At 60.4% G+C, this 26,460-nt stretch carries 18 protein-coding genes, 1 pseudogene and 1 riboswitch; of the genes and pseudogenes, 4 read left to right on the forward strand and 15 right to left on the reverse strand.

What is annotated here, in order from left to right; translation table 11 throughout:
* Positions 1-38: 38 nt before the first annotated feature.
* Both dusB and dmul_RS16880 read right to left on the reverse strand, forming a co-directional pair.
* Entirely contained in the window at positions 39-1,028 is a 990-nt protein-coding gene (gene dusB / locus dmul_RS16875) for a tRNA dihydrouridine synthase DusB (protein WP_020878113.1), read from the reverse strand.
* Positions 1,029-1,038: 10 nt separating this feature from the next.
* Positions 1,039-1,383 carry a hypothetical protein gene (locus dmul_RS16880; protein ID WP_156775335.1) on the reverse strand — a complete coding sequence of 115 codons (345 nt, stop codon included), beginning with the start codon at positions 1,381-1,383 and terminating at the stop codon, positions 1,039-1,041.
* 591 nt (positions 1,384-1,974) lie between these two features.
* Here dmul_RS16880 and dmul_RS16885 point away from each other — a divergent pair.
* Together dmul_RS16885 and dmul_RS16890 are read left to right on the forward strand one after the other, a co-directional pair.
* Positions 1,975-2,637 (forward strand): tetratricopeptide repeat protein, encoded by a 663-nt coding sequence (locus dmul_RS16885; RefSeq protein ID WP_020878116.1) that lies wholly within the window; start codon positions 1,975-1,977, stop codon positions 2,635-2,637.
* A 762-nt stretch (positions 2,638-3,399) separates the two neighbouring features.
* Positions 3,400-4,350 (forward strand): OmpA family protein, encoded by a 951-nt coding sequence (locus dmul_RS16890; RefSeq protein WP_020878117.1) that lies wholly within the window; start codon positions 3,400-3,402, stop codon positions 4,348-4,350.
* Positions 4,351-4,442: 92 nt separating this feature from the next.
* Here dmul_RS16890 and dmul_RS16895 read toward each other — a convergent pair whose 3' ends face one another.
* The 9 genes and pseudogenes from dmul_RS16895 to dmul_RS16930 all read right to left on the reverse strand — a co-directional run bounded on the left by dmul_RS16895 (position 4,443) and on the right by dmul_RS16930 (position 14,008).
* Positions 4,443-5,306: a hypothetical protein gene (locus dmul_RS16895; protein WP_144016547.1), complete on the reverse strand. Its 864-nt coding sequence runs from the start codon at positions 5,304-5,306 to the stop codon at positions 4,443-4,445.
* Between the two features lie 281 nt (positions 5,307-5,587).
* Complete coding sequence (locus dmul_RS16900) at positions 5,588-7,522, reverse strand: molybdopterin biosynthesis protein (protein WP_020875293.1); 1,935 nt, start codon at positions 7,520-7,522, stop codon at positions 5,588-5,590.
* Positions 7,523-7,578: 56 nt separating this feature from the next.
* The gene (locus dmul_RS16905) at positions 7,579-8,811 is read right to left on the reverse strand and encodes a molybdopterin molybdotransferase MoeA (protein ID WP_234979183.1); all 1,233 of its coding nucleotides are present in this window, start codon (positions 8,809-8,811) and stop codon (positions 7,579-7,581) included.
* 39 nt (positions 8,812-8,850) lie between these two features.
* Positions 8,851-9,933, reverse strand: coding sequence for a UbiD family decarboxylase domain-containing protein (locus tag dmul_RS20990; protein WP_236885999.1), 1,083 nt, complete (start codon positions 9,931-9,933; stop codon positions 8,851-8,853).
* Between the two features lie 70 nt (positions 9,934-10,003).
* Positions 10,004-10,723: pseudogene (locus dmul_RS20995) on the reverse strand (UbiD family decarboxylase domain-containing protein); the annotation flags it as partial.
* Positions 10,635-11,258, reverse strand: coding sequence for a UbiX family flavin prenyltransferase (locus dmul_RS16915; RefSeq protein WP_020875296.1), 624 nt, complete (start codon positions 11,256-11,258; stop codon positions 10,635-10,637). The pseudogene dmul_RS20995 and the gene dmul_RS16915, both read right to left, overlap by 89 nt.
* Complete coding sequence (locus tag dmul_RS16920; RefSeq protein WP_020875297.1) at positions 11,255-12,181, reverse strand: UbiA-like polyprenyltransferase; 927 nt, start codon at positions 12,179-12,181, stop codon at positions 11,255-11,257. The genes dmul_RS16915 and dmul_RS16920 overlap by 4 nt, the downstream gene beginning before the upstream one ends.
* Entirely contained in the window at positions 12,178-13,194 is a 1,017-nt protein-coding gene (gene amrS / locus dmul_RS16925) for an AmmeMemoRadiSam system radical SAM enzyme (RefSeq protein ID WP_020875298.1), read from the reverse strand. The genes dmul_RS16920 and amrS overlap by 4 nt, the downstream gene beginning before the upstream one ends.
* Positions 13,175-14,008, reverse strand: coding sequence for a class I SAM-dependent methyltransferase (locus dmul_RS16930; protein ID WP_020875299.1), 834 nt, complete (start codon positions 14,006-14,008; stop codon positions 13,175-13,177). Before dmul_RS16930 ends, amrS begins: the two co-directional genes overlap by 20 nt.
* A gap of 752 nt (positions 14,009-14,760) precedes the next feature.
* Between dmul_RS16930 and dmul_RS16935 the strand changes: the two genes are divergently transcribed.
* On the forward strand, positions 14,761-15,216 hold the full coding sequence (locus dmul_RS16935) for a hypothetical protein (protein WP_020875300.1): 456 nt from the start codon (positions 14,761-14,763) through the stop codon (positions 15,214-15,216).
* 421 nt (positions 15,217-15,637) lie between these two features.
* Here dmul_RS16935 and dmul_RS16940 read toward each other — a convergent pair whose 3' ends face one another.
* The 4 genes from dmul_RS16940 to dmul_RS16955 all read right to left on the reverse strand — a co-directional run bounded on the left by dmul_RS16940 (position 15,638) and on the right by dmul_RS16955 (position 25,146).
* Complete coding sequence (locus dmul_RS16940) at positions 15,638-17,254, reverse strand: aryl-sulfate sulfotransferase (protein WP_020875301.1); 1,617 nt, start codon at positions 17,252-17,254, stop codon at positions 15,638-15,640.
* Positions 17,255-17,620: 366 nt separating this feature from the next.
* Positions 17,621-21,295, reverse strand: a complete 3,675-nt coding sequence (locus tag dmul_RS16945) for a malectin domain-containing carbohydrate-binding protein (RefSeq protein WP_020875302.1) — start codon at positions 21,293-21,295, stop codon at positions 17,621-17,623.
* A 235-nt stretch (positions 21,296-21,530) separates the two neighbouring features.
* A riboswitch (cyclic di-GMP riboswitch) is annotated at positions 21,531-21,611 on the reverse strand.
* A 478-nt stretch (positions 21,612-22,089) separates the two neighbouring features.
* The gene (locus tag dmul_RS16950; RefSeq protein WP_020875303.1) at positions 22,090-23,271 is read right to left on the reverse strand and encodes an alpha/beta hydrolase; all 1,182 of its coding nucleotides are present in this window, start codon (positions 23,269-23,271) and stop codon (positions 22,090-22,092) included.
* Positions 23,272-23,895: 624 nt separating this feature from the next.
* Positions 23,896-25,146, reverse strand: coding sequence for a putative sulfate/molybdate transporter (locus dmul_RS16955; protein ID WP_020875304.1), 1,251 nt, complete (start codon positions 25,144-25,146; stop codon positions 23,896-23,898).
* Between the two features lie 237 nt (positions 25,147-25,383).
* On the opposite strand from dmul_RS16955, the gene dmul_RS16960 reads away from it, so the two are divergent.
* Positions 25,384-26,460 (forward strand): TOBE domain-containing protein, encoded by a 1,077-nt coding sequence (locus dmul_RS16960; protein ID WP_040414053.1) that lies wholly within the window; start codon positions 25,384-25,386, stop codon positions 26,458-26,460.

Genomic DNA, 26,460 nt, shown 5'->3' on the forward strand with positions numbered 1-26,460 from the left:
CCGTTACCCAATCCCGGGGAATCCCCCCGGTGAAAACCTCAGACCCAGGCTGACGCGGATACGTCTTCGTCCGACGCCTGCCGAAGCGCCTCGATGAGGGACAGGGCCTCGGACCGCGTTTCGATCCGCGTCAGCGCGGCCCTGAAGCGGCTGCCGTGGGGCAGGCCTCTGACGAACCACCCCAGCCGGCTGCGCATCATGCGGCAGGCGACCGCCTCGCCGAGATGAGCCACCGAGGCGTCCAGGTAACGCATCATGGTCGATAGCCGCAGTTCGAGGGTTTCGGGAGGAAGGGACTCCCCCCGCTCCAGGGCCGCAATCCGGGAAAACAGCCAGGGGGCCCCGATGGCCGCCCGGCCGACCATAATCCCCTCGCAACCGGTCTCCCGGCGCATCCTGAGAGCGTCCTCCGGAACGACGATGTCGCCGTTGCCGATGACCGGAATCGTCACCGCCGCCTTGACCGCCGCAATCACGGACCAGTCCGACCGGCCGCGGAAACCCTGCACCGCGGTCCGGGGATGGACGGCGACGGCGTCGACGCCGCACTCCTCGGCAAGCCTGGCCACGGCCACGGCCTGTTCTCCCGACGGATCCCAACCGCTCCGGATCTTGATGGTAAGGGGAATCCGGATCCGCCGCCGCACCGCCGTCAGCACCGCGCGCGCCGTTCCAGGCGTGCGCATGAGCGCGGCGCCGGAGCCCGATTTCAGGATCTTTTTCACGGCGCACCCGAAATTGATGTCGAGGATGTCCGCCCCCGCCGCCTCCGCAATCCCGGCAGCCTCGGCCATCATCCCGGGGTCCGCGCCGAAGATCTGAACGGCCAGGGGCTTCTCCCCGGGATCGCCGGCCAGCATCTGAACCGTCTTGCGGGAGCCGTGGACCAGCCCGTTGGCGCTGATCATCTCGGAGACGACCAGGCCGCAACCGGCCGCTTTGGCCAACAGGCGGAAGGGCAGGTTCGTGATGCCCGCCAGGGGCGCCATGACCAGACCGTTCTCCAGTGAAACACGACCGATCTTCATGGACGACCCGTCATGGCTTCTTGAGACCGGGAAAGGAGATCACCCGCCCGTCCTTGCCGCCGGGATCGGGCGGCGCATCCTCTTCCGGCTCCGGGATCTCCGGCAGGGCGTCGTCGGGACACACCACCGGCGCCATTCGCATCCGGTTGCCGTTCATGGTGAACTCCGCGCCGTCGATGTATGCCGTCCGGAGAATCCAGGTCACCGGCTGAAGCGGGACCTGGAGCAGCAGCAGCTTGACGTGATACCAGTCCGGTTTGTGGTCCGCCTGAATGCTTTCGATCCGGGCGAATGTCATGGGCTGGTCTTCGAAATAGATCAATACGACATCGTTTTCCTGGGCCATGGTCTCCATCCATTCTATTCTATAACACGCGGCCGCCTGGGACCGCGGGATTGGGGATTTCAAATCCGGAGGTTGAATCCATAACGCAATTTTCGACTTTCACAGGTCGGTGCCGATTTCATAGGCCGGTGCCGGGAGGATGCGGCCCGCGCCCCACGCGGTTTCATTCAAGTGCCGCTGAAGGGGCGCGGGCCGCATCCTCCCGGCACCTCTCCGGTCACTACATGAAAGTCGAATGTTGAATCCATAACATATAAGTATAGCATAACATGCCGAATATGTACAAAATGAAAATTGACGTTCTGCAAGGCCCGACAGCGCCCCGCGCCCCTGCCGGCCGCCGTCGGCTCCGGAATCGATCCTTTTGCGGGCCGCCCTGGAATTCGGCCCGGAAATTGAGATTGACAAGCCCGGAAATTTCTTGCAATAAAGCATAGGTATTGCAAGACGGCTTCAACCGCCGGACAATACAGCTCACCGCGATGCGCTTTCAACGACCATCGGGCGGCAAAAGCCGTCGACGCCGAACCATCGGCAGCCCCAGACCCATAAGCGGCTTTACACAACACAAAACGGTTTCAAAGGAGAAGAGAGGACGTGATGAAAAAATCAGCTCTAGGCGTCATGATCGTTATGGGGTGTATTTTGACGTTTGGCGGCAACGTATCGGCTCAGGGCCCCACCCTGGACCAGATCAAGCGCGTCGCCGAGAAAGGCCATCCCGTCGCTCAATACAAGATGGCCACCATCTATTTCAACGGCAACGGCGTCCCCAAAAACAATGCCGAGGCCCTCACCTGGTATCTCCGGGCCGCCGACCAGGGCTACACCATCGCCGAGTACAACCTCGGGGTGATCTACCAGAGCGGCAACGGGGCGCCCAAGGATTACGTCAAGGCCCTCGAATGGTACCGCAGGGCCGCCGACAAGGGGTATGCCGGCGCCCAGAACAAACTGGGGATGATGTACGAAAACGGGGAAGGCGTCCCCAGGAATTACGCCGAGGCCATGAAGTGGTATCAAAAGGCCGCGGCCCAGGGGTATCCCGGCGCCCAGTATAACCTGGCCTTGATGCACTACAACGGCTGCGGCGTTCCCAAAGACTACGTCAACGCCTATGTCTGGTGCTCCCTGGCCGCCGCCAACGGCCACGTTGCGGGAAAACACTATCTGACGCTCATCGAGTCGAAGATGAAGCCCGCCCAGATCAAACAAGCCCAGCTCGAGGCGGCCGGGCGACATCTGAAGGCCAAGAAATCCTGAACCCACCACCGCTTTCGTTGCCGCTCCCCCGACCTGACGGCGGGATCCGCCGGCCCCGGAGCCGCGTTCCGGGGAGCGCCGAAGGCCGGTGCCCGGTTTCAGGGAATCAGTCCCGACCGTTGCGAACAGTGTCGTCCCGCCCCTCGCACGCCCGATGACGCCTTCAATTTATTCTTGATTATCGTATCATATCGCCGTAAAACGAATTCACGGCACAGGCCGGCGAATCGTCGGACGAACGCCTGCGACAGGATCGGCGAGAAGCCGATCCGCCACTGCGGGCCGCCGTTTCCGTTACCGGGAGATCCCCGGCAGGGGTGAACTGCGCTTGAAGTTTTGCGATGTTTATCATATGATGCATTTTTTGGAAAAAGCGCTTTATTCGAAGGGCGGCGGGATGTCCGGAGCCTGGAAATATCGCCGATCCCCGACGGGTCTTCCAGACCGGGGAGAGCGTTTTCTCCGAAAACAGATTCCATTTGTTTTAAGATCATCATTATAGGTTTGACAATTTTCCAAGAAAAAGGCATGTTCCCATATGATGCCATAATCGGATATTGAACAGATGAAGGATATCCTCCGCCAAGGGATATCCCGTCCGGACGGCGTCATTAGGGGATGGAAAGGGGCCTGTGGCGATTAGGTTTACACAGGCGGCGATTGTGATGAACCTTGCATCGACGGAGGGGGGTGATCGGAAGGCGATTTTTTACGACATTCAAGGACGGAAGCAACTGATTATCAATGTTAAGGAGGAAAGAGATGAAAAAAATTATTATTATGGTTATGTGTTTCACTATAGCGCTGGCCGCGAGTCTGCCCGTGTCAGCCATTGAATTGAGCCCCGACGCGGCCAACATCCCGTCGGTCTATGCCGAGGTCAGAGACGGAGAGATTGTTTACAGGAACAGCCCCACCGCCTATTCTCCGGATACCTTCGATGCGATCCTTACCGCCTACGGTCTCGAGCTGACGCCGGAAGCCGCCGCGAACGTTCCGGCAAGCTACGCCAGGGTTGTCGACGGCACCATCGTCTTCGGCGAAAAGCCCATGGCCTACACCCCCGAAGACTATCACAGAATCTTCACGGCCTACGGCCTGGTGCTTTCCCCCGAGGATGCAACGCTGATCCAGGGACCGGTGAATTACGCCAAGACCGTCGACGGTGAAGTCGTTCTCGGCAAGACCTCCACCGCCTACAGCGCTATGGGGCTGAGCCAGATCCTGGCCGCCTACCAGCTGCCCATGGCACCGGAGGAGGTCGTGGTGGTCGAAGAGGTCGAGTGTGTCGACGCTGACGGCGACGGCGTGTGCGACGATGTCGACGCCTGCCCCGGCACCCCCAAGGGCGTTCAGGTCGACGAAAGAGGCTGCTGGGTTCTGGACCAGAACTGTCTGTTCGACTTTGACAAGGCCGTGGTCAAGCCCGAATTCTATTCACTCCTGGACGGCATCGTGAAGGTCATGAACGACAATCCCACCCTGACCCTCGAACTCGAAGGCCATGCCGACGCCATCGGTACCAACCGTTACAACCAGGGCCTTTCCGAGCGACGGGCCAACGCGGTCAAGGCCTACCTCGTTGAGAAGGGCATGATCGACCCGACCCGCATTACCGCCATCGGATACGGCGAGGAAAAACCCATCGCCACCAATGAAACCGCGGACGGTCGCCGGCTGAACCGCCGGGTTGAACTGAAACCCATCTGGTAATTCGATCCCGATCCGATCGACTGAACGAAAAACCTCCCCTTGACGCCCACGGCGTTGGGGGGAGGTTTTGTTTTAAACCCTGATCACCCTCCTCACCTATTCCCCGGGCCGAAAGCTCCAAATCGTAACCGAACCTCTCTGTAATTGTCGACGATATAGGCCAGCAGCGCCCGGATGAACACGATTGCACCCGCCATCTCGAGACTCTCCTCGACGGTGGCCAGCATGCTGTAGGTCAAATTGTACATCCCGTTCACGTCGGCGTATCGGCCGGTGATCAATTCGACACCGACGGCCCCACCGATGTAGAGGGTCCCCGCCAGCAAAAAATTGCGCCGCGTTTTCGCCGGAAGATGCAACAGGAACTTCGAAAAGTACAAGCCGAGAACGAGGACAAGTGCAATGCCGGGAATGACCCAGGGAAAATAGAAAATGCCGAGATTTTCCACGCCCAGCAGCCGGTACATCGGTTTCATCAGTCTCTCATGAAATTGCCATCCCTCATCAGCCGCCATGCACAGGAACCCCAATGAAAGGAGCGCCCAGTCCGACACGGCAGAACCGGCTCGCCGCCTTTCAACCAGGGTGATTGCCAAAAGCAGCAGTGATGCGAACAGCAACAGCAGCGTGGAGAAAATGGTTGGAAAATTCCTCTCGGCGTCGATGTAAAAGAGCTGGATGAGCGTGTCAATATGGTCAGGCCCGGTCAGGTACAACGACAACTGGCCGACGATGCTGGCCAGAACCAGGAAAAAGGCCATTGCCCCAAGTAGACGGACAATACCAGACGGATTGAGCGTGATTTGATTGAAGGCCATTACAGTGTCGCTTGTTTCCTTGTAACCGTTAAATTTCGCGGACAAAGGGGGCAAAAGACTGAAGGCTGAAGACTGAAGGGGTGCGCCCGCAACAACCGGAGCGCTTATTCCCCCCACCCCATAGCCTTCAGCCTTCACCTTCAGTCTCTACCCTAACAAAAACCGAACCAGAAGCCCCCTTAACCCCTTAATCACATAATCACATAATCACATAATCACATAATCACATAATCACTTAATCACTTAATCACTTAATCACTTAAAACCTTAAAACCTTAAAACCTTAAAACCTTAAAACCTTAAAACCTTAAAACCTTAAAACCTTAAAACTCTGAAACTCTGAAACTCTGAAACTCTGAAACTCTGAAACTCTAAAACTCTAAAACCCTAAAACCCTAAAACCCTAAAACCCTAAAACTCTAAAACTCTATCCCCTTCCCCGTCATCCGGGTGCTGTAGCCCCCCAACGCCTTGACCCGGCGCTTGAATTCCGCCGACACGATGGTCTCCAGCAGGACCTTCATGGGGGGCCAGTCGAGGTAGATCTCGGGGATGATCAGGTCGTACTGCTCGGTCACCACCGGGATGAAATCGAGATGGAGGGCTTTGGCGGCGGCATAGATGCCCAGGCCGACGTCGGCGGCCCCGCTCAGGACCGCCGCGGCAACGGTCATGTGGGTGAACTCCTCGGTGTCGTACCCCGGGATCCCGGCCGGGTCGATCCCCAGTTGTCCCAGGCGATAGTCGAGAAGGATGCGGGTTCCCGACCCGCCCTGCCGGTTGATGAACCGGACATCCCCCCGCGCCAGATCGGCGATCTCCCGGATGCCTTTGGGGTTGCCCCGGGCCACCATCAGCCCCTGATCCCGGAGAACCAGGTTGACGATCCGCACCGGTGTATCCGGCAGAAACCGCTTGACATAGGAGACATTGTAGGAGCCGTCCCCGGTGTCCAGGAGGTGGGACCCCGCCAGGTGGCAGACGCCGCGCTTGAGGGCCAGGAGCCCGCCCGTGCTGCCCACATGGGTGGAGGAGAGGGTGACGGCGCCGTCATGACCGGCCCGGAGCTGATCGGCCAGCACGTCGAGGGTGTTGTCGTGGCTGCCCACGACCACGAGGGTGTTTTCCACGGCGGAAAGGGGTCTCAGCAGCTCGGCCGTCACCCGCTCGTGTTCCCGGATCCCTTCCACGGCATTGGGGATGCGGATGATGCCGTCGGCGTCGGTGATGGTGGTGATGCTCCCGGCGCCCCGGGGCAAAGCCGTGGCCACGATCCGGTCCCCCACCTTGCCCAGCTTGACCCGTACGAACTCCTCGACGCCGAGTTTCGAGGGAATCTTGCGGGTCGTCTCCACCGTCACCCTGGGCCTTTGGAGCTCGGGCACTCCCAGCATGCGGCAGATCAGGGGCCCCACGAACTGCTCGAAGGCGACGATCATGGAGACCGGATAACCGGGCATTCCGATCACCGGGGTCCCCTTGACCCGGCCGACGAGGATCGGCTTTCCCGGCATGATCGTCACACCGTGGATGAGCACCTCGCCCTGGGCGTCGATCACCGTCCGGGTGAAGTCCTCGGAGCCCGCGGAGGAGCCCCCCACGGTGAGGACGATATCGGCCCCTTCGTCGACGGCGTCGGAGACCGCCCGGGAGATGGCCGCGACGTCGTCTTTCAAAGGTTCCCGCCGGGACGGCGCACCGCCCCATTCCCGGATGAGACCCCAAAGCACGAAGCTGTTGGACTCCAGGACCTGTCCGGGCCGGACCGCTTCGATGGGCACGGTCCGCCAGTCCGTCAGCTCCGACCCGGTGGGCAGGATGGTGACGGCGGGCTTCTTCCGGACGGGCACCTGGAAGATACCACCGCCGATCAGTGCTCCGACGCAGTAAGGGGTGATCCTGTGCCCCCTGGGAAAGAGCAGCTCGGTGGCGACGATGTCCTCGCCCATCTTGCGGACGTACTGCCATGGAAAGGCCGGTGCCTCGATGGTGAGGGTCCGGTCGTCCACGGGGTTCAAATTCTCGATCATGATGACGGCGTCGGTCCCCTCGGGAAGCGGATTTCCGGTATTGACCCAGAAGGCGTCGGTGCCGATGGTGAGGGTCCTGGGCCGGGTTTCAGCCGCACCGAAGGTGTCGGCCGCCGCCACGGCGATCCCGTCCATGGCCGCCGCGTGGAAATTGGGGGAGGAGACCTTGGCGAAGACGGGTCCGGCGATCACGCGGCCGACGGCCGCATCGGGCGAAACGTGTTCCGTCGCCATGACGCCGAAACCGGAGAAGGCCTCGAAGAGCATTCGGCGGGCCTCGTCCAGGGTCCGCTTTTTCAGATAGACATTGCGATTGGCGTTCATGAGATCTCCCGAAGATGTTTTCCGGCGGGCTTCGCCGGTGTTTTTCCCCATGCCGGTCAGAGGGGCGTCACCTCAACCGGCGCATCCTTTTCCAGGCCTTCGACATCGCGGTCGATCCGCACGAGGCCGTCGGCTTTCACCATGGTGTGGATCAGGCCGGACTTCCCCAGCACCGGCGAAGCCCGCCATTCCCCCTGGTCCCGCGAAAGGCGGACCCGGACATAGTCGACCCGACCCTGGGCCGACGGGAGATTCCGGGTGATCCGGGCGGGAATGGTCCAGATCGTTTCCGATGCCTCCGAAAGTCCTGAGAGGTGGTGGATGAAGGGTCGGACGATCACCGTGAAGACCACCATGGCCGACGTGACGTGCCCCGGAAGCCCCCAGAAGGGCTTGCCGTCCACCCGGGCCAGGATGGTGGGCTTGCCCGGACTGATGGAGACGCCGTGGACCAGCACCTCGGATCGGGGCAGGGATGCGATGGTCTCGATGGTGAAATCCCGGGTCCCCACGGAGCTCCCGCCCGAAACCAGGACCATGTCCGATTCGGCCGAAGCCTGCCGACAGGTCGCCAGGAGGGCTTCGGGACGGTCCGGGACGATGCCGTAGATCTTCGGGATCCCACCGGCCCGCCGGACCCACCCGGCCAGGGAGTAGGTGTTGATGTCCCGGATCCGCCCCTGTGAGGGGACCTGGTGGATGGGAACGATCTCGTCACCGGTGGAGACGATGCCGACCACGGGCCGCCGGAAGACCCGGACCGTCTCCCGCCCCAGAGCCGAGAGCACCCCCATCTCCTGGGGCCGGATCCTTCGGCCGCGGTCCAGGACCGTCTCCCCGATCCGGAAGTCCTCACCCGCCTCCACGACGTTCTCCCCCGGGGCGACACTCTTGTAGACCTCGATCAGGGTATCGTCCAGACTCTCGGTCCGCTCGATCATGACGACGGCGTCGGCCCCCTCGGGAAGCATGCCCCCCGTCGAAATCCGGGACGCCTCCCCCGGGCCCACGGCAAACCCCGGCACCTCACCCATGCGGATGGTGCCCCTGACGGTGAGGCAGGCGGGCGCGCCGTCGGAGGCCCCGAAGGTGGCCCCGGCCCGCACCGCGTATCCGTCCATGGTGGCCCGCCGGAAATCGGGCAGGTCGATATCCGACACGATCGCCTCGGCCAGAATCCGGTCGAGGGTCTCGAGGACCGGCACCGTCTCCTCGCCCGCCGTCGGAAACCCGGCCCTGAGCGCCGTCACCGCTTCGATGTCCATGACCTTGAAAAAATCCTTCATCATCCCTCTCGTGCCGCATTGGCCCAACCCGGCCGCGGCGCCTTATTCGTCAAAGGTCAGTTCGTCGGGCCATTCCCGATCATGTCCGTCCATGGGCCCTTTTTTGCAGGCATCCACCACCACCCGGCAGCCGCGGCGGACCATGTCCCGCCCGGGATCGACGTTGTTGAAGATCTTCCAGAGCATGAGGGACCCGTCAAAAAGATCGATGCCGGGGTCGAAGAGCACGACGATGTTGAAGGCCGCAAGCTCGGGCCGATCCAGGATGTCGGCTGCAAAGGCCTTCCCGCCCCGATCGGCGGATTTGACCGCCGACACGGCCAGGATCCGGTTCAGGACCGCATCCTTCGACCGCTCCGGAAACAGCGCCCGGACGCCCGCCACCCCCGGGATGTTCATGGCCGCCTCCCGGGCCCGCGCCGCATGGTCCGCCGTCGGGATCGCGGCTCCGCGGGATTGCCGGGGCGGTTCTCCCGGAAACCGCGCCGTCAGGTCGAGGCCGATCTTGTTGCCGAAATTGGGAAAGGGCGAGGAATGGTCCAGCACGTCCAGCACCCCCTGGGTCAGGGTGATGTCGGTGGTGATGTCAAGCCGGGTCAGGAGGGCGTCGATGATCCCGGCCGGGTTGGTGAGGTCGACGCTCCGGTCCGTCACGATGATGGCCTTGCAGAAGCTCATCTGCCCCTGGCCCCAGAGTCCGCTCATGATCTTCTGGGCATGGCCGGGGTATTCCTTGTCGAGGGCGACCACCACGATGTTGTGGAAGACCCCCTCCCAGGGAAGCCAGTAGTCGACGATCTCGGGGAAGACCGTCTGGAGCATGGGCAGGAACATCCGCTCCGTGGCCTTGGCCAGGTAACAGTCCTCCATGGGGGGCCGCCCCACCAGGGTGGCGTTGTAGATGGGATTCCGGCGGTGGGTGACGGCGGTCACATGAAAGACGGGGTAGAGGTCTGCCAGGGAATAGTAGCCCGTGTGGTCCCCGAAGGGCCCTTCCATCCGGCGCTCCTCGGGGTCGACATACCCCTCCAGGACGAATTCGGCCTCGGCCGGCACCATGAGGTCGACGGTGACGCACGGGGCCATGACCACCGGACGCTTGCGAATGAACCCGGCCAGCATCATCTCGTCCACCCCCCGGGGGCAGGGGCGCCGTGGCGGCGTAGGTGACGGCCGGGTCGGCGCCGATGGCCACGGCAACGGGCATGCGAAGCCCCCGACGCCGGTACTCGTTGTAATAGTGGGAGCCGTCCTTGTGAATGTGCCAGTGCATGCCGGTGGTGTTGCGGTCGAAGACCTGCATCCGGTACATCCCCACGTTCCGTTTGCCGGTCTCGAGGCTGCGGGTCACCACCAGCGGCAGGGTAATGAAGGGTCCGCCGTCCTGAGGCCAGCAGTGGAGAACGGGGAGTTTGGAAAGGTCCACCTGGTCCCCGGTCAGGACCACCTCTTGGCAGGGAGGTGTTTTGCCCTTGAAGGTGCGGGGGAAAAAGCGGGAGACCGCCACGGCCCGGGGAACGACCTCCAGGGCCTCCCTGAGATTCCGGGGGGGATGGAAATCGATGAACTCCCGGATCCGTCGGCCGGGCTCGTCGAGGTCCTTCACCCCCAGGGCCATGCACATCCGCTTCATGCTGCCGAAGATGTTGACGGCCACCGGAAAGGCCGACCCCTTGACGTTCTCGAAAAGAAGGGCCTTGCCCCCGCCCGGGCGCTTGGACTCCCGGTCCGTGAATTTGCTGATCTCGAGGTAGGGGGAGACCGTCTCCGTTACGCACAGCAGCTCCCCCTCCCGTTCCAGGGCCGCCAGAAAATCCCTCAGATGCCTATACAAGATCCTTGTCCCCCCATCGTTTCGTGAGATCGTTGTCGATGTCGAGCTGGTCCAGAACCCTGGCGACGGTGCCGTCGACAATGTCCGTCAGGGTCTCCGGACGCGTGTAGAAGCCCGGGCACGGCGGCATGATGATCGCCCCGGCCATGGCCGCACGCCGCATGTTCTCGAGGTGGACGAGGTTCAGGGGCGTCTCCCGGGTCAGCAGCACCAGGGGCCGCCGCTCCTTGAGGCAGACATCCGCGGCCCGATGGATCAGGCCGTCGGCGATGCCCGAGGCGACGGCGCCCAGGGTCTTCATGGAGCAGGGCGCCACCACCATGCCGTCGTGGCGGAAGGAGCCGCTGGCCGGCGGCGCGAAGAGGTCCCCCTCGTCGTGGTGGTAGAGCCGGGCCTCCCAGTGAAAGACGACCCCTTCCCGCTTCAGGAAATCGTCGAAGGGCTCTCCGTCGTATCCGGCCTCGTGGCGGAGCACCGCGTACCCGGCGGACGAGATCACCAGGTAGACCTCCACGGGCCGGGCCAGGAGGGCCTTCAGGAGGCGTATCCCGTAGATCACCCCCGAGGCGCCGCATATCGCCGTCACGAGGGTCTTCTTTTTCTCGGTTTTCTTCATCCCATCCTCCGGATCAGTTCATCCGCCAGCACCCCGGCCAGGAGCGTGACGGAGATGACGCTGTTGACATGGAAAAAGGCGATGGGGACCCGGCTCAGGTCATCGGGGTCGGTCAGCCAGTGCTCGAAGATGAGCAGGAACCCGATGAGGCCCACGGCGAGCAGGAATCCCCCGGTCATGTCAAAGGCGAAATAAAGCATCATGAACGCCCCGTAAGCCGCGGCATGAATCGCCCGGGCCGCCCGGAGGGCCGGTTTCACCCCGAAGCGGGCCGGTATGGAAAAAAGGCCCTGGGACCGGTCGAACGCGACGTCCTGGCAGGCGTAGAGGATGTCGAACCCCGCGATGTAAGCCGCAAGGGCGACGGAAAGCCAGAGGATCTTCCCGGAGAAGACGCCGGTGACGGCGATCCACGTCGCCGGGGGAGCGAGGGCGATGGCAAACCCGAGATAGAGATGGGCGAGCCAGGTGAACCGTTTGGTGTAGGAGTAGAGGAACAGCACCCCCAGCACCGGGCCCGACAGCATCAGCGGCAGGGGCCCCAGCATGGCCGCGGCGAAGACGAAGATCCCCGAAAAGCAGACGACGAATACGCCGGCCGCCGATCCCGACAGACGCCCCGCGGGCAGCTCACGGGCGGCGGTGCGGGGATTCCGGGCGTCGAACCCGGCGTCCACGATGCGGTTGAAGCCCATGGCCGCGGAGCGGGCTCCCACCATCGCCACGAGAATCCAGAAGATCTCCACCAGGGTGACGCGGTGCTCGCGACCGGCCAGCACCAGGGCCGAGAGGGCGAAGGGCAGGGCAAAGACCGTATGGCTGAACTTGACCATCCGCCCGTAGACCCCGATTTTCAGGACCAGATCCCTCCAGCGGCGCCCAGGTCGGTCCGTCCGGGGCGCCGTCCTCGCCTCGCCCGTCATGAAAGCCCGATGCCGTGCACGGTTTCGCCGCAGTCCGGACATCGGCCATTTTCGAGACGATTCTCAAGGATCCGGTATCCCCGGCGGCGGATGACGGTTTCACCACACCCGGGGCACGGGGTGTCCTCCCCGCCGTTGCCGGGCACGTTCCCCACGTAGACGTATTTGAGCCCGGCGGCAAGCCCGATGTCCCGGGCGGCCGTCAGCGTCTCGACCGGGGTGGGGGGTCGGTCCGTCAACCGGTAAACCGGGTGGAACCGGCTGACGTGCCAGGGAGTCCCGGGCCCCAGCTCGCCCGCGATGAACCCCGCAAGGGCGGCCAGCTCATCCGGAGCGTCGTTGAGGCCGGGAATGACGAGGGTGGTGACCTCCAGGAAAATCCCGGCGGCCTTCATCGCCCTCAGGGTCTCCTTGACCGGTTCGATCCGGGCCCCGCAGCGGGTTTTGTAAAAGTCGTCGGTATAGGCCTTCAAATCGACGTTGGCGGCGTCAAGAAAGGGCCGGATCATCTCCACGGTCTCGGCCGTCATGTAACCGTTGGTGACGAACACGTTGAGCAGGCCCCGCTCACGGGCGATGCGGGCGATCTCGAGGGCCGTCTCGAAGTAGACCGTCGGCTCGGTGTAGGTGTAGGCGATACTCCGGCATCCGGCGCTTTCGGCGGCCCGGACCACCGCCTCGGGCGGCGTGATGTCGCCCGGAAGCACGCCGCTCCGCTCCCCGGGCAGCTGGGCGATATCGGCGTTCTGGCAGAAACGACAGGCGAAATTGCAGCCCACCGTGGCCACGGAATAGGAGAGGCTGCCGGGCAGCACGTGGAAGAGCGGCTTCTTCTCGATGGGATCGATGTGCCGGGCGATGAGCTTCCGGTAGACCCGGCTGATCAACATCCCGTCCCGGTTTTCCCGAACCTTGCAGATGCCCTGCCTGCCGGGCTTGATGACGCAGCGATGCGCGCACAGGCGGCATTGGACCTTCCGGTCCGGCAAACTGTCATACAGCAGTGCTTCCATCCTGAGGCCTCCATTCAACGCGGGCCATGCCCGTCAAGGTGTCCTGAAGGGGCTTCGTCCGGCATTTGAGCCGAAGCGGCCGCGTTCGGTAACGGGGAACCAGCGTCACGCCGATTCCGATAAACGGACTCACCGGAGACTTGCAGAACAGATGGAAGGGCGGGCGGTGCCGGCGAAAGATCCCCAGGGGATGGGGAACCCGGGTCACGGACCGCCAGCTCAGGGGAACGCTTCCCGCAAGAGCCCGGATCATCCGCTTCAGCTCCCACACCGAAAAAAAACGGGCGTCGCCGTAGACGTTCCTGACGAAGACCCGCTGAGCCCGGATGCCGCCCACCAGAACGGAATGGCGGTTCATGAAGCCGATGAAGACGCGGTCCTTGGCGACCCGAAACGCCTCTTCCAGGGCCTTCACGGGGTCGTCCACGAATTCGAGGGTATTGAGGATGACGGCATAGGTGAAGGCGTTGTCCTCGAAGGGAAGGTCTTCGGCGACCCCCCGGTGGAGGTCCGCCCGGTTCCCCAGGCGGCGGCCGGCGATATCGATCATGTCCGGGGAAGGGTCGAGCCCCGAAACCCTGAGCCCCATGTCCATCAGGGCCGACAGCCCCAACCCGGTGCCGCACCCGATATCCAGCACGCTCTCCCCCCGCAGGGGATCGAGCATCCGCGCCATGAGCCGGTGGGCGGACTGGATGTCGGCCAGATGACCGGGTTTCTGCTGTTGCTGTTCGAGGGCCTTGGCCTCGCTATATGTGTAGACATGCCCCATGGGCTCCCCGTCCGCGATTCTGATCTGAAAGTCCGCATTCAACTTTCGGAACTCCAATGCCGGCAGCTGGGCCCCCCGCCCTCCGCGTGTGCATGAGGGGATCAGGCTGAAGACTGAAGGGGTGCGTCCGCGACAGGCGGTGCGCCATGCGCCTTCAGTCTTGAACAGGCCTCGGCCGCTTTGCGCTCACCATGATGAAAGCCGAAAGTCGGATCTTAAAAAACGATAAGGGTTATTTATAGACCAGGCAAGAAATCCCCGCAACTCTTTTTCCAGGGGCTCGTTCCTTACGGGAGCAGACAAACAGGGACGTTTCTGAAGGCGGAACGACAATTTTGCAGCTCCCGCAGGACATCTCCACAGCCGGACCAAACCTGCGAAACCCACCAGAATCATGATGGATAACCCTGATCCGTCTGTTTTCGGGTTTTGGCATCGATCTTGCTGAATGGTTTACCCTAAAGGCCTCTGGTACGGCCGGGTGGACGGCGAAGCGGCCATCGATACGATCCTGGACGCCCTCGAGGACGGCGGCGCGGCGGCAGCCCACCTGATCGACTGACCCGAGGCAGGCGAAAAAGGGCCGGGCCGCGACCCCCTCAGTAGGATTTATGCCTATGCCGGAATGAGTGTTTGACTTCATTTAAAATGAGTATTTGTTCGGATTGCCTCCCGCCGTACACCTCGGTTAAAGTGGCATCGCTCAAGACCTTTCCTGAGCGTCTCTACACTTCTTCCCCGCCGATCCCTCGCCATCATGACGGGGGACACTTCCCATGAAAAGGAGGTCACTGATGAGCGCGATCAACTACAGGGCTTTTTCACGCGCTGTCCAAAAGAGCACCATTCGCTTTGCGGAAACCGCGGCAGGAGAATTTCAACGAGGGCGATTGCTGAACAAAAGCAGCGGCGGGATGTCGTTCCTCACCCATCGCGAACTGAAAGTCGGATCGACGATCCTCCTCGAAAGGCCGAATGCGGATGAAGAAACCGACGGCGTCAAGCCCTATCGCAACGATATCGCGGAAGTTCGATGGTGTGTCCGGGCAAGAAATACGGCGTCCGAGAGCTGGAAGGTCGGGGTCAAGCTGTTTTCCGCCGTGTGCGCGCTGTGCGGAAAGGAAATCCACTATCACGACCCCCATGACCTTATTGATTTGTGCGAGGATTGCCACAAATACTTCGCCGCCCTGTCCGAAGGAAAAATCAAAACCGTCATCGAGGCGTATCTTCTCGGCAATGTGCTGTGAGGGCAAAGTCGCCCAACGGCTTTTGCAGGAAAGGCGCTTGCAGAAAAGGTTTCTCACACAGAGACGCAGAGGGCGCAAAGGCACTTGATTCAACTTTCGACTTTCATAGGCCGGTGCCGGGCGGATACGGCCCGCGCCCCGCGCGGTTTTGTTCAAGTGCCGCTGAAGGGCGCAGGCCGTATCCGCCCGGCACCTCTATCCGGTCAACATCATGAAAGTCGAGCGTTGCGTATTTAAAAAATCTTCCCGGGGTCGAAGCGGGTGATGTCGGGGGAGGGCGTCCATGGGCGACCTCCCCCATCGCCGGGATGCTTATCCCGGCGATTTCACCCTTAAAATGGAGGGTTTAAGCCCTGAAAAGGGCTGTTTTTCGGAGTTATTTCGTTAGATTTCGGATACATTTCGTGGCCCGACCCCCATGTTATTTCTGCTTTTCGCATTTTGCGTTCTGGGGAACCCAGCCTTTAGGAACCCGATAGGCGCGATACACCATACCGGGACCTGAAAGGCCGGTCTGTTCATTAATAGAACCAAAAGGCGATATGTATTCCCACACGATCTCACCTTTTTGGGTCACCTCGAAAACGCGACCGGTGGAGCCTTCCGTGATCATCGTATTGCCGTTCTTAAGCCGCTGGGCTCCGCTGATAAACCAGCTGAAGAACTTGCGTCCGTCTTCGTTGGGCGTTTTGAGCACATATTCCCACTCCATCTCCATGGTGACCGGGTTGAATTCGATCACCCGGGAATAATCCCTGAACACCGTGGGGTACATGGGGGGCAGACCCGGAAAATAGGATCCCCATCCGGCAAGTCCGCCGTTGTCGAACATGAGGATGTTGCCCTCACCGGGAAGCCCCTGGGGAATCATGTGGGCCATGTGCTGGCCGATGATCTGGCCCAGCCGGTGCTCTTTGGTTCCGGGAACGAAGTCGGGCCCGATTTTCCACACGATGTCCCCGGATTGCCACCTGCCCTCTGGGTCGTCGTACCGGGCGACGATGGCGGTCATGTTAGAGGTGCGACCGTCCCAGATGATGTTATCCGGATGGAAGCGTTCGTCCCCGTTCCTGTACCACCGGTTGGGCCCCAGGTAGGAGACGGCGTTGATATGCTGCCAGTCGTTCTCCGGAAAGGTAGCGCCGATGATTCCAGCGCCCGACTGGATCGTCATGATGGCCTCCTTGGCAATGTCGCTGAACCCGCACTCATCAAAATGTTCATAGGGATGCCATTCCCAGATCACGTTCCCTTCCCAGTCGACCTCCCGGATGGCGTCGTCCTCCAGGGGGAAGTTGCTGATATGGCTCGTATCCTCATCCGGATCGTCATGAATCAGAATCAGGGTCTTCCCGCCGTCGGTATTCGCATGCATACCCGGCGCATAATAGCCGACTGGATTCCCCTCCCGCTGAAAATCGTGGTGCATTCTGAGGCCGCCATCGAATTTAATTATATTTCCATCTTCATCTTCTATTTCTTTATCCGGGTCCACCGATGCTTCATAGCGCCATACCTCATTGCCGCACCAGTCCTGCTGCACCAATGCCCTGTCTTCCAGATGACCCGGAACACCTGTTCCTACACCCCCCATGACATACCCCCCGGGGAGCATCTTGGCTGGAAATCCGGCAACCTGCCACTTGTTGACGATATTCCCTTCCATGTCAATCAATATGGCAGAATAGGGTCGACCGACGGAATTATCAAGTTCCCAGGGTAGACCGTTTTCATCTACAGGGGCCAGCGAACCCAGGAGGGTATACCCGTCATAAGCCTTGCTTTTGTCATAGACGGTAAGCCCCCGATCCGTGCCCCGGTTGTCAAAGGTCAGGAAAGCATAAGTAAGTCTGGGATAGACGTTATTGTGAATATAATCATGCAGAGGTCTTACCACATCATCCGACGGTTCGTAATAGGGAATAATCGGATCGCCCGGATCGCCGTACCAGAAACAATTCCCATCTACGGTTGAGAAAAGGATGGTCGATATCATTAAAAAAAGCAGAACAGACAGGGTATTGGACAGTTTCCTCATGATTGCCTCCTTGTCATCAATAAAGAATGGATGAAAGTTGAGCAAGAAACATCCCTTTGACCGCCCGAGCTGGGTCAACCGCATTCTCAAGCGGTCCATGCGTGAATTGTCATTCCTGAGACACCGCCTTGCATGACGGCACTAAAAAGGCCTCCCAGGGAAACAGATTTCCCAGGAGGCCTCATACCGGTAATTTCAGCCAGCCTTTTTTCATGGTCTACAGTCCATACGGCAACCCCAAGGATTGCCGTGTTGCGTCCATCTTGCCGAAGTCCGGAGGACCGGACGGGGTTTTTCACTGCGGCCCCGTCAGTCCTCCGCCGTCCCAGCGGTCTGAGACGGTGTTCCATTCTTCACAGCGAAGGCCTATTCGATCTCGGCCTTCAGGATCTCGATGCCCTTAATGGCCGGGTTTTCGACGACGTGTCTCAGTTCGATGTTGATCTGCCCGTCAGAAACAGAAACCGGGAAGGATTTCATGACGCCGATATTGCCGCCGCCGGCGTCTGCGTACTGATCATAATCGTCGAGGACCAGATCATTTTCGACGTAAACATCGAATTGCCGACGCCCCACATCGAAGGCCCCCGTGTAGGTTTCCGCGAAATAGAGACGCACTTCGTATGCCCCGCTCGGCACCGGAAACGACCAGAGCATCTCGGTTCCCGGCGTTGGCGGATCCCATCTTTCGATCCTGAAGAGGGCGGCCGGCACCGTGCCCGGCACACTGGCGCCCAGGGTGATCGCCGCGCTGGTCGAAGCACTCTTGTTTCCGGAATCCGGAACGTTTACGTAGGCCGAAGGAGAGGACGTCGTATCCCCGGACCAGGCCACACCGCTGCTGTCGAGAGCCGAGAGGGTCGACCCGCCGGCATTGACCCGGAACAGCACGTCGGGCACCTCGCCGGATCCGCCGGATTCCTCGATGATTTCGATGGCCGACACCTTTGCATTATCCGCGAGGGCGGTGAAATTGATGTTGAGCCCGCCGTCGGCGACATGGATGCCGGAGAACGTCTGGATCATGGCGGTGTAGGGTCCGACCTCCTTCACGATGTCGAAGTTGGACAAGCCGCCCTGTCCGCCTTCCACGTCGACGTTGAAGACCCGTTTGCCCGGAGCCGTCCAGTAGATCTCCGCAAAATGGAGCTTCACCGTATAGGTGCCGCCGTATTGAACGGGGATGGTGTAACCGAAGGCTTTGGCGAAGCGCTCCCGCTGGTAGAGAACGTCATCGGTGGTGCCGGCGATGGCGCTGGAGGTTCCGTAGGATTTGGCGCTGGAATAGAACTGATCCGCCGACCAGGTGTCGCCGCTGCCGGATGTATAGGCGCTGCCGCCCGCGTTGATGCGATAGAGCGCGGTTGATGGCGCGGTGGAACCGCAGGTCCCGCTCAGGTTGACGGCGAGGGGTGAATTGATGCCGTCATGGGCGATGTTCAGCGTCGCCGACTTGGTGCTCTCAACGCTCAGGTCCATGCAGACGTTCAGCGAGAGGGAACTGCCTGCCTGAACACCGATGGGGAACGAGAAATCCTCCTGGATGTAAAAATCTGCTTCGCTTGCGCTGAGGATGCTCATATCCGTGACATTCAGGTCGGCATCCCCCACATTGTTCAGGGTCAGGGGCAGACAGGTCGCCGTGTCGAGATCATGGGAACCGAAATCGAGGGCGGCGGGCGAGGCGCTGAGCCTTGCCACAGGCGCCGTGGAGCCCAATGAGATCTCGATGGCCGACACCTTCGCGTTGTCCGCCAGGGCATTGAAGCTGATGGTGAGGTTGCCGTCGTCAACGTAAATGCCGGGGAACGTCTTGACCACCGCGGTGTAGGCGCCAACCTCCTTCACGATGTCGAAGTTGGACAGGCTTCCCTGTCCGCCCTCCACGTCGACATTGAAGACCCGTTTGCCCGGATCCCTCCAGTAGATCTCCGCGAAATGGAGCGTCACCGTGTACGTCCCGGGTTTGACGGGAACCGAGTAGCTGAAGCTTTTGCCGAAACGCTCGCGCTGGTAGAGAACGTCATCGGCGGTGCCGGCAATCGCGCTGCTGGTACCATAGGATTGGCCGCTGGAATAGAACTGATCCGCCGACCAGATGTCGCCGCTGGGGGGGGTGACTTGCGAGCCGCCGGCGTTGATCCGGTAAAGAACGTCGCTGGGTTCCGGGGGCGCGGGCAAGGTCAGCTTCAGGAGCTCCCACCCGCCCTCGGGCCGGTTGTCATCCGGATCGGTCATCAGGTTCATGGGATTGGCCATGCCCAGATAGAGGGCGTCATCCGAGACCATGGTGCGGATGCCGTAATTGCTGTAATTCTGGACACCGTTCAGGCTCATGGGAACCGCCGGCGTGTCGGATGCGCAGAATTGCCAGAGATCCGCGCCCGGCCCCGGTTCGATATTATCGGTCATCGCGGGCGGCACTTCGCCCAGTTGGCTGTTGATCAGATAGGACCAGTCCATCGTGCCCACGAAGAGGCGGCCCTCATAGACCTCCATCCACCACGTATAGTTGTTGTAGAAATTATCGAATCCGGCCGAACCATACAGCGGCGACCGGCCCATCTTGTTGCCGACGATACTCCAGCCCGTCGCCGGGGAGTACGTGGGCATGTATCGGTTTCCGTAAAGCAGTTCCACGCTTCGCCCCGCGGTCCCGAAGTCCTTGCCGCGGAATATCGTGATGGGCCGGTAGGTGCCGATAAAGGCGATTTGCGCATCCTCCGGCAGGGCGTCCGGATACGCGTTTGACCACCAGATGCTGGCCAGGCCGGGAACCGTCATGGTGCCCCAATAGAGATGTCCCTTGTAAGACATCATCGCGCCGCCGCCTATTGTATTGGCGGCCGCGGGTTCGGGCTCGTATTCCCCAATGTTCCAGACATTCTGCCAGCCCTTGGCATCGCTCGCCGTGAGCATGCCGTCATCGCCGATTTCGGGGCTCATCCAGATAGATGCATAATCATCGAGGCCGGGCCAAGTGGACACGAAGATCCGCCCTTCGTGGGGGGTGATGTATACCGGGTCTCCCTTGATTTCAGCCACGGTCTCGAAGCTGAAAGGATCGGCCTTGCTCCCGGTCCAGCGGAAAATCTTCCCGGTCACGTTCGGGTCGTCGTCTCCGTATGGGGTGTAGGCAACGCCGACGTAGAGCTGACCTTCGATCACGCGCCACTGCCGGACGTTGTTGTAATGCGGAAAACACCCCTTGCCGAGATATTCCCCGGTTTCCCCGTCAAAGGCAAAGAACCCCAAACCCGGGTAACCCACACCGTCTACAACACCGCAGGCACCCGAGCTTCCTGCCAAAAAGACGACCCCGTTCAGAGCGCCTGCCGAACGGATGACCCCGCCGGTAAGATAGCTACGGTCTGTGGCCAAAACATCCTGGGTCACTTCCGTCAGTTTTTTGGCCTTGAGGTCGTAGTTGAACAACCGCGGCGGCCTGAAATCCGAACCAGAAGACCCTTCACAGACGTAGGAGTCGTTGAGCGATGGGGTAGAGTTATTGAGATAACCACTGTATACGGAGCAGAGGGTGTTTGAAAAAGTGCCGAACCAGAGTTTGTCACCCGATTTGGTCAACCCCCACACATAGGCCTGGTTGACCTTGGGCTGGCCATAGCCCGTAAGAGACTCATATTGATCCCCCTCCGGATCATCCGGATCCACCGGAACCGGCGTGCTCAGGCAGGCGGCGATCTCATCCTGAGTGAGGTCTGTCGGATAGTTGGTAAGCCACCCTAATTCGCCGGTCCTATTGACCGGGTTGCCGATGCCGAGGAAGCATTCATCCGGCTGGGCCTTTGCCAGTTTCTCACGGATGTATTCGGAGGTGCACGAGATGGGTTCTTCCGCAGCTACCACCGCCCGCGAGGGCGCCGGCACCTTACCGTATTCGTTAATCCAGAAATTCTCGACGTCTCTGGCATCGGCGCCCGCATTGTCCGGGATCGCAAGCTGGGCGAACATGCCAAACATCAAAGACATCAGAATCGCAAAGAACAAAATGCTGCCATCCTTTGACGGAAATCTCTTCATCGTCTCTCCTTCGTCTTGATGGATCGTTTTTTGATGAACTGCCTGTGCGCATCTCATTTTTCCACTGCCCTGAACGACAACACGGACGTAGCGCCGCCGCCCCAAAAAAAGGCCCCCAAGGGAATGCACATCCCTCAGGGGCCTGATGCAGGCAGTTTCAGATAAACGTTCTTCATGGTCGTTCCCTCCCCGGAATCAAAAACCGATTTACCGCTCTGACCTTGACGAAGTCATGCTCGGCAACCCGGCTATCCGCAACGACTCGGGACCCGTGGCTTTCCGTCCCCATTTTCCAATGGGTTTGGCTTTATCTGAAACTTTTTTATGAGTGTTCGTCCCCATTCGGAATGGGAACGGGTTATTTAGAACGCCTTCCGTATCCGGCCTTCGGAATCGGTACGACTGTTTCAGTCGCCACCGTTTATCGCGCTGACGCAGCAGGCCGGGAAGTTAAAGTGTTTTCGCTGTGTTCTCAGAGAATCGGCAGTCGGAAAAAATGGGGGATGAATGGCATGGCGAGAAGAGAAGAGAAGAGAAGAGAAGAGAAGAGAAGAGAAGTCTGAAGTGAGTTACATGAAAGTTGAGCATCCATGATTTGCCCCCAAAAGATGTATCGGCATGACAGCGAAGCTGATGCTTTATTAATGGGATATCATTAACGAATCATAGTGATCGATGAAGAGAAGATTGTTCGAGTTTCTTAAACTTTTAGAACAATCTCTCTCCATTTGTCAAGTAAAAAATATTGTAAAACACTATGATTTTAATAATATATTCTTCATGACGACTTTTCTTTACCACCTGGACCTGTAGCGATCAAACCAACTCCCATCGTCCGCAGCATCATTTGCGGCATCCTTTGATCGATAAAATCTGTCGAGCCATTGATCCTTCCATGAATCCCATGGCGATGCATATGAACCGTCACTGTCGTCGACAGGCGGATCAACGGGATCATCTGCCGGCGGATCCACCGAACCGTCATCCTCTGGTGGAAAGTCGCCTTGAATGCCTTCCACGTCGGTTTCATAATGGACCCCGTCTCCGTACAACGCATAGAGCAGCCCCTCGTAGGGTCTGTCCAGCCTGAAGGTGCAATCCATCAATGCGGTCAGGGGCTTCCAGATCGCCAGGCGGTCAAGATCGTCGGCCGGTTCGCAGGGGGTGAGATGGGTGGCGCCGTACACATAATAATAGGCTTTGCCGGCGGAGTTGATTCTGTCATAGGCGGACTCGGCCCAGCTGCCGGGACAAATCGAGTCGTTTTCATACACCTGCATGATCAGGTTGACGCCGGAAAGACCTTCGAGGTCCGCGGTGGTGACCCCCGAAGCCGGCGCGGGCGCCATGATGAACATGAACATCCCCTGGCTGCCCCAGCCCGCCGCTTTCCCTTTCACCGCCATGTAGGGGGTGGCGCCGCCGCCCCAGGAATGGCCGACAAATCCGACCCGCGAAAGATCGAACGTATCGGCATATCGGTCCGCGGCGGTTTTAAAGCCGTTCCAGATGATCGGATAGTTGCTGGTGTAGGAGAGGGAAGCGGGATAAGGGGAATAGACCACCGCGACGCCCCAGGAAGCGATATGCTGCAGCAGTGATCGGTAGCTGGACCAGTTTGTGGCGCCGAGCCCATGGGAAAAAAAGACCACCGGAACCGGTTCGCCGGCACCCGCCGGAAGCAATACCGTGAGTGGTGTTCCGCCGCTCGTCGAGGTCCACATTGGATTTTCGACGGTTTCCGTCACCACGCCGTAAGGACCGGTTTTTTCATATTCCAGAGCAAGCCCCCGATTCGGAAAACTCAGGAGCAGCACCAGCATCAACATGCTCAACAACGCAAAAAACCATGGTGTTCGCCTGTCCTCGCCATACGCCTGCAAAAGCGTATCCGACGGAGCGGAAAACCTTCCGGGTCGAGACTCGCCGATGTTGTTCACATAAAGAACGCCTGAATTCGTATTCACCTGTTTCATTCAATCCTCTCTTTTCATAGGTAGACATAATATGACGCAACTTTCGACTGTCATATGCCGGTGCCGGAAGGATACGGCCCGCGCCGGAGCCGCTGATTTCATCAACGATCAATCTGCCGTGAAGCCTGGATCTCAAACCGTTGCGGCCTGCATATGTTAGAGACGAAACCCATTATATCCATTCTCTTGTAATAACTTTTTTTATATGCTTCACTCGCCCTGCAGATCAGCAATATGCATGCCTTTATAGGGTTTTATTAGAAAGCAAACGGGCCTGAGGCGCCGGACAGGCATTCACGATGGGGGTTGAGGCGGATGGTGCTGGAAAAACCGACGGATCAGCGAAGGATGTGGGTGGCGGTTTGATCGGATACGGTAGGGTGTTGTCTTCCAAATTTTGTTGCGAAACCGACAAATTCTGTCACAAAGGGTCGGACCGTGACCACATAGCGGTATCAAAGGAAGGGAATATCAGAGGCTGAAGACTCGACTTTCATAGGCCGGTGCCGGTCACCATCATGAAAGTCGACAGTCGAGTGAAGACTGAAAGAACCTAAACGTTCCCTACGTCACAGATGCATCCTTTCAGCCTTCAGTCTTCAGCCTTCGGCCTAAACGATCAGCCTAAACATTCAGCCTTTCGGATTTAAGCGCATAGGCAACGGCGATGCCCACCAGGAATCCCACCGCCAGGTTGGCGGCCAGGGTGATGCCCACCACCAGGAGCGGCACGAACATCTCCTTTCGGGTTTTCATGTCCAGGAGCGTGAGGCCCAGCTGGGCGCCGGCAAAGATCAGGAGCACCCCCAGGGCCGACATGGGCAGCAGATGGATGACGCCCATGAGATGTTCCCCCAGAAAAAGCGCCAGGGCGATGAAGACCGCGCCGATGATGAGGTTGGACCCGCCGGTGCGGGCGCCGAAGCGATATCGGGAGGCGAGGCCGCCGGCGCCGTGGCACATGGGCATGCCCCCCAGAAAAAAGCTCATCAGGTTGGCCAGGGCCATGCTGATGCAGAGCGCCTTGTAGGTGACCCGGCGGCCCTCCCGGGGGAAATACTGGTGGGAGAGATCGGCGTTGGCCATGACGGCGTTCCCGAGGGTCATGGGAATCTGCGGCAGCACCAGCACGAGAAGGGCGAAGGTGAAATCGCCCGAGGAGGGCATGCCGTAGGGCAGGAGATCGGGCAGGTAAATCCCGAACCGCATCCCACCGAGCCCCTCCCCCGTCCCCAGGAAGAGGCCGGTCAGAATGCCCGCCCCCACCACGACGATGGCCGCGGGCAGGCGCCTGTTGTCCAGGAGGATGAGGGTGAGAACCCCCAGAATCCCCCCCACCACCCATCCCAGGGGGATCGGCCCCAGGGCCTGGACGGCAAGATACGGCTCCGCCGCCTGCCGCAATGCCTGGAAGCCCGACGTTCCCAGGATCAGCCTGACGCCCTGGGTCACCAGGAGAACGCCGGTGGAGAGCTGCACCCCCCGGATCACGGGCCTGGGGATGTATCGGCCGATCAGGGTGATGATGCCGGTCGCGCCGATGACCAGCAGGAACAGGAATATCCAGAGACTGGACGCCTGGATCTGGCCCGCGGTGATGCCGGTGGCCACGGCATATGCGCCGATCACCTTCATGGGCTCCACCGGGCTGGTGACCCTGAAGTATAGGCCGGCAAAGACATAATAGAGCCCCACCCCCAGAAAGAGGCCCAGCGGACTGAGGCCGTTGATCAGGATCATGCCGACGGCCAGGGGCAGGATGGTGCCCAGATCCCCCAGGGAGCCCGCCAGCTCCATCCGGTTGAAGCGGTATGCCCGCCGCCCGGTTGCGCTGTCGGCGCCGGATTCTTCCAGGATCGGTTGATGCATGTTCATGACGCTCTCCGAAATCGTTTTGGACGGGCGACGGCATCGCCCGTCGGGTTGTTGACGGCTTTATTGACAAATCAACACGATTATATTATTTATCGTGATAGTCATACCGGCCCCTTGAAAATTTGTCAAGGCTATTCTATTCATGGGCGAAATGCACCGGCTTCGGCCGGCCCGACCCACACCCACAGGATTCATTACAGGGTGCATCATCGAGGGCGTATGAAAACACGGAAAGGCATGAAACCGAAAGCATCCGAGGCGACCGGGCCGGGTTCCCCGCCGGAAGAAGGCCCCGCCCGTGGCATACGCCCCATGCCGGACCCGGACAAAACCCTCGACTCGATCCAGCTCGATGCATTGGAGCAGTCCTTTCGCAAGTGGATCACGGCGACACCACGCCGCGACGTGCACCGGTCCCGCCGCCGCATCTTTCTCATCTTTCTGATCATCCGATACTCCGGGGGAAAACTGAGCGAGGTGCTGGGCCTCGATCCCACCCGGGACATCGATTTTGAAGACCGATTCGTGCGCCTGGGCCGCCCGCCGCGGCAGGTGCAGCTCTCCGAAACCCTCCTTGCGGAGATCCGGGGGCTCATCGCCGAATCCGCCGCCGAAGACGGGCCGCGACAACTGCTCGACGTGGACCCCGGCTTTGTCCGGCGCAAATTCTATGAGCGCGCCGAAGCCTGCGGGATCCCCAAGCAGCTGGGGGCGCCCGAGATTCTCCGCAAGTCCCGGGCGGTGGAATGGATGCAGAACCATATGCCGCTTCCGGTGGTTCAGCGGCTTCTGGGTCATAGCACGCCCAATCTGACAAGCGCCTACGTCGCCTTTTCCGAAGCGGAGATCCAACAGGCGACCCGGCACTTCATGGAAAAGGAATCCGCCCGCAGCACCAGCGCCCGGAACGCCTTTTTCGGCAAGATTCAGATGATTCAACAGGGCGATATCCAGTCTCGCGTCGAGATCTTGACCCTGGGGGGGCACCGCATCACCACGGTGATCACCAACGACAGCCTGAAGCGGCTGGAGCTGGGGCCGGGACGGCTCATCACGGCCGAAATCAAGGCCCCCTGGGTGATGCTCCATCAGGGGGACGACCCCCGGGGATGGAGCGCCGACAACCGGATCGAGGGGCGCGTGGAGCGGATCACGACCGGTGAAATCAACACGGAATGCATCGTCCGGATCTCCGACGGCACCGCGGTCTGCGCCGTCGTGACCACCGAAAGCGCCCGGCGTCTGGCCCTGGCGAAAGGAGACGCAGTCTGGGTGGTGTTCAACAGTCATTCGGTGGTCCTCCTCTCGGACTGA

The organism is Desulfococcus multivorans, assembly GCF_001854245.1.
Classification (GTDB): domain Bacteria; phylum Desulfobacterota; class Desulfobacteria; order Desulfobacterales; family Desulfococcaceae; genus Desulfococcus; species Desulfococcus multivorans.

Bases quoted from the DNA above. Each gene is read 5' to 3' on its own strand.
- dusB (WP_020878113.1), bottom strand. From the start codon at position 1,028: ATGAAGATCGGTCGTGTTTCACTGGAGAACGGTCTGGTCATGGCGCCC.
- dmul_RS16880 (WP_156775335.1), bottom strand. From the start codon at position 1,383: ATGGAGACCATGGCCCAGGAAAACGATGTCGTATTGATCTATTTCGAA.
- dmul_RS16885 (WP_020878116.1), top strand. From the start codon at position 1,975: ATGAAAAAATCAGCTCTAGGCGTCATGATCGTTATGGGGTGTATTTTG.
- dmul_RS16890 (WP_020878117.1), top strand. From the start codon at position 3,400: ATGAAAAAAATTATTATTATGGTTATGTGTTTCACTATAGCGCTGGCC.
- dmul_RS16900 (WP_020875293.1), bottom strand. From the start codon at position 7,522: ATGAACGCCAATCGCAATGTCTATCTGAAAAAGCGGACCCTGGACGAG.
- dmul_RS16905 (WP_234979183.1), bottom strand. From the start codon at position 8,811: ATGATGAAGGATTTTTTCAAGGTCATGGACATCGAAGCGGTGACGGCG.
- dmul_RS20990 (WP_236885999.1), bottom strand. From the start codon at position 9,933: ATGATGCTGGCCGGGTTCATTCGCAAGCGTCCGGTGGTCATGGCCCCG.
- dmul_RS16915 (WP_020875296.1), bottom strand. From the start codon at position 11,258: ATGAAGAAAACCGAGAAAAAGAAGACCCTCGTGACGGCGATATGCGGC.
- dmul_RS16920 (WP_020875297.1), bottom strand. From the start codon at position 12,181: ATGACGGGCGAGGCGAGGACGGCGCCCCGGACGGACCGACCTGGGCGC.
- amrS (WP_020875298.1), bottom strand. From the start codon at position 13,194: ATGGAAGCACTGCTGTATGACAGTTTGCCGGACCGGAAGGTCCAATGC.
- dmul_RS16935 (WP_020875300.1), top strand. From the start codon at position 14,761: ATGAGCGCGATCAACTACAGGGCTTTTTCACGCGCTGTCCAAAAGAGC.
- dmul_RS16940 (WP_020875301.1), bottom strand. From the start codon at position 17,254: ATGAGGAAACTGTCCAATACCCTGTCTGTTCTGCTTTTTTTAATGATA.
- dmul_RS16945 (WP_020875302.1), bottom strand. From the start codon at position 21,295: ATGAAGAGATTTCCGTCAAAGGATGGCAGCATTTTGTTCTTTGCGATT.
- dmul_RS16950 (WP_020875303.1), bottom strand. From the start codon at position 23,271: ATGAAACAGGTGAATACGAATTCAGGCGTTCTTTATGTGAACAACATC.
- dmul_RS16955 (WP_020875304.1), bottom strand. From the start codon at position 25,146: ATGAACATGCATCAACCGATCCTGGAAGAATCCGGCGCCGACAGCGCA.
- dmul_RS16960 (WP_040414053.1), top strand. From the start codon at position 25,384: ATGAAACCGAAAGCATCCGAGGCGACCGGGCCGGGTTCCCCGCCGGAA.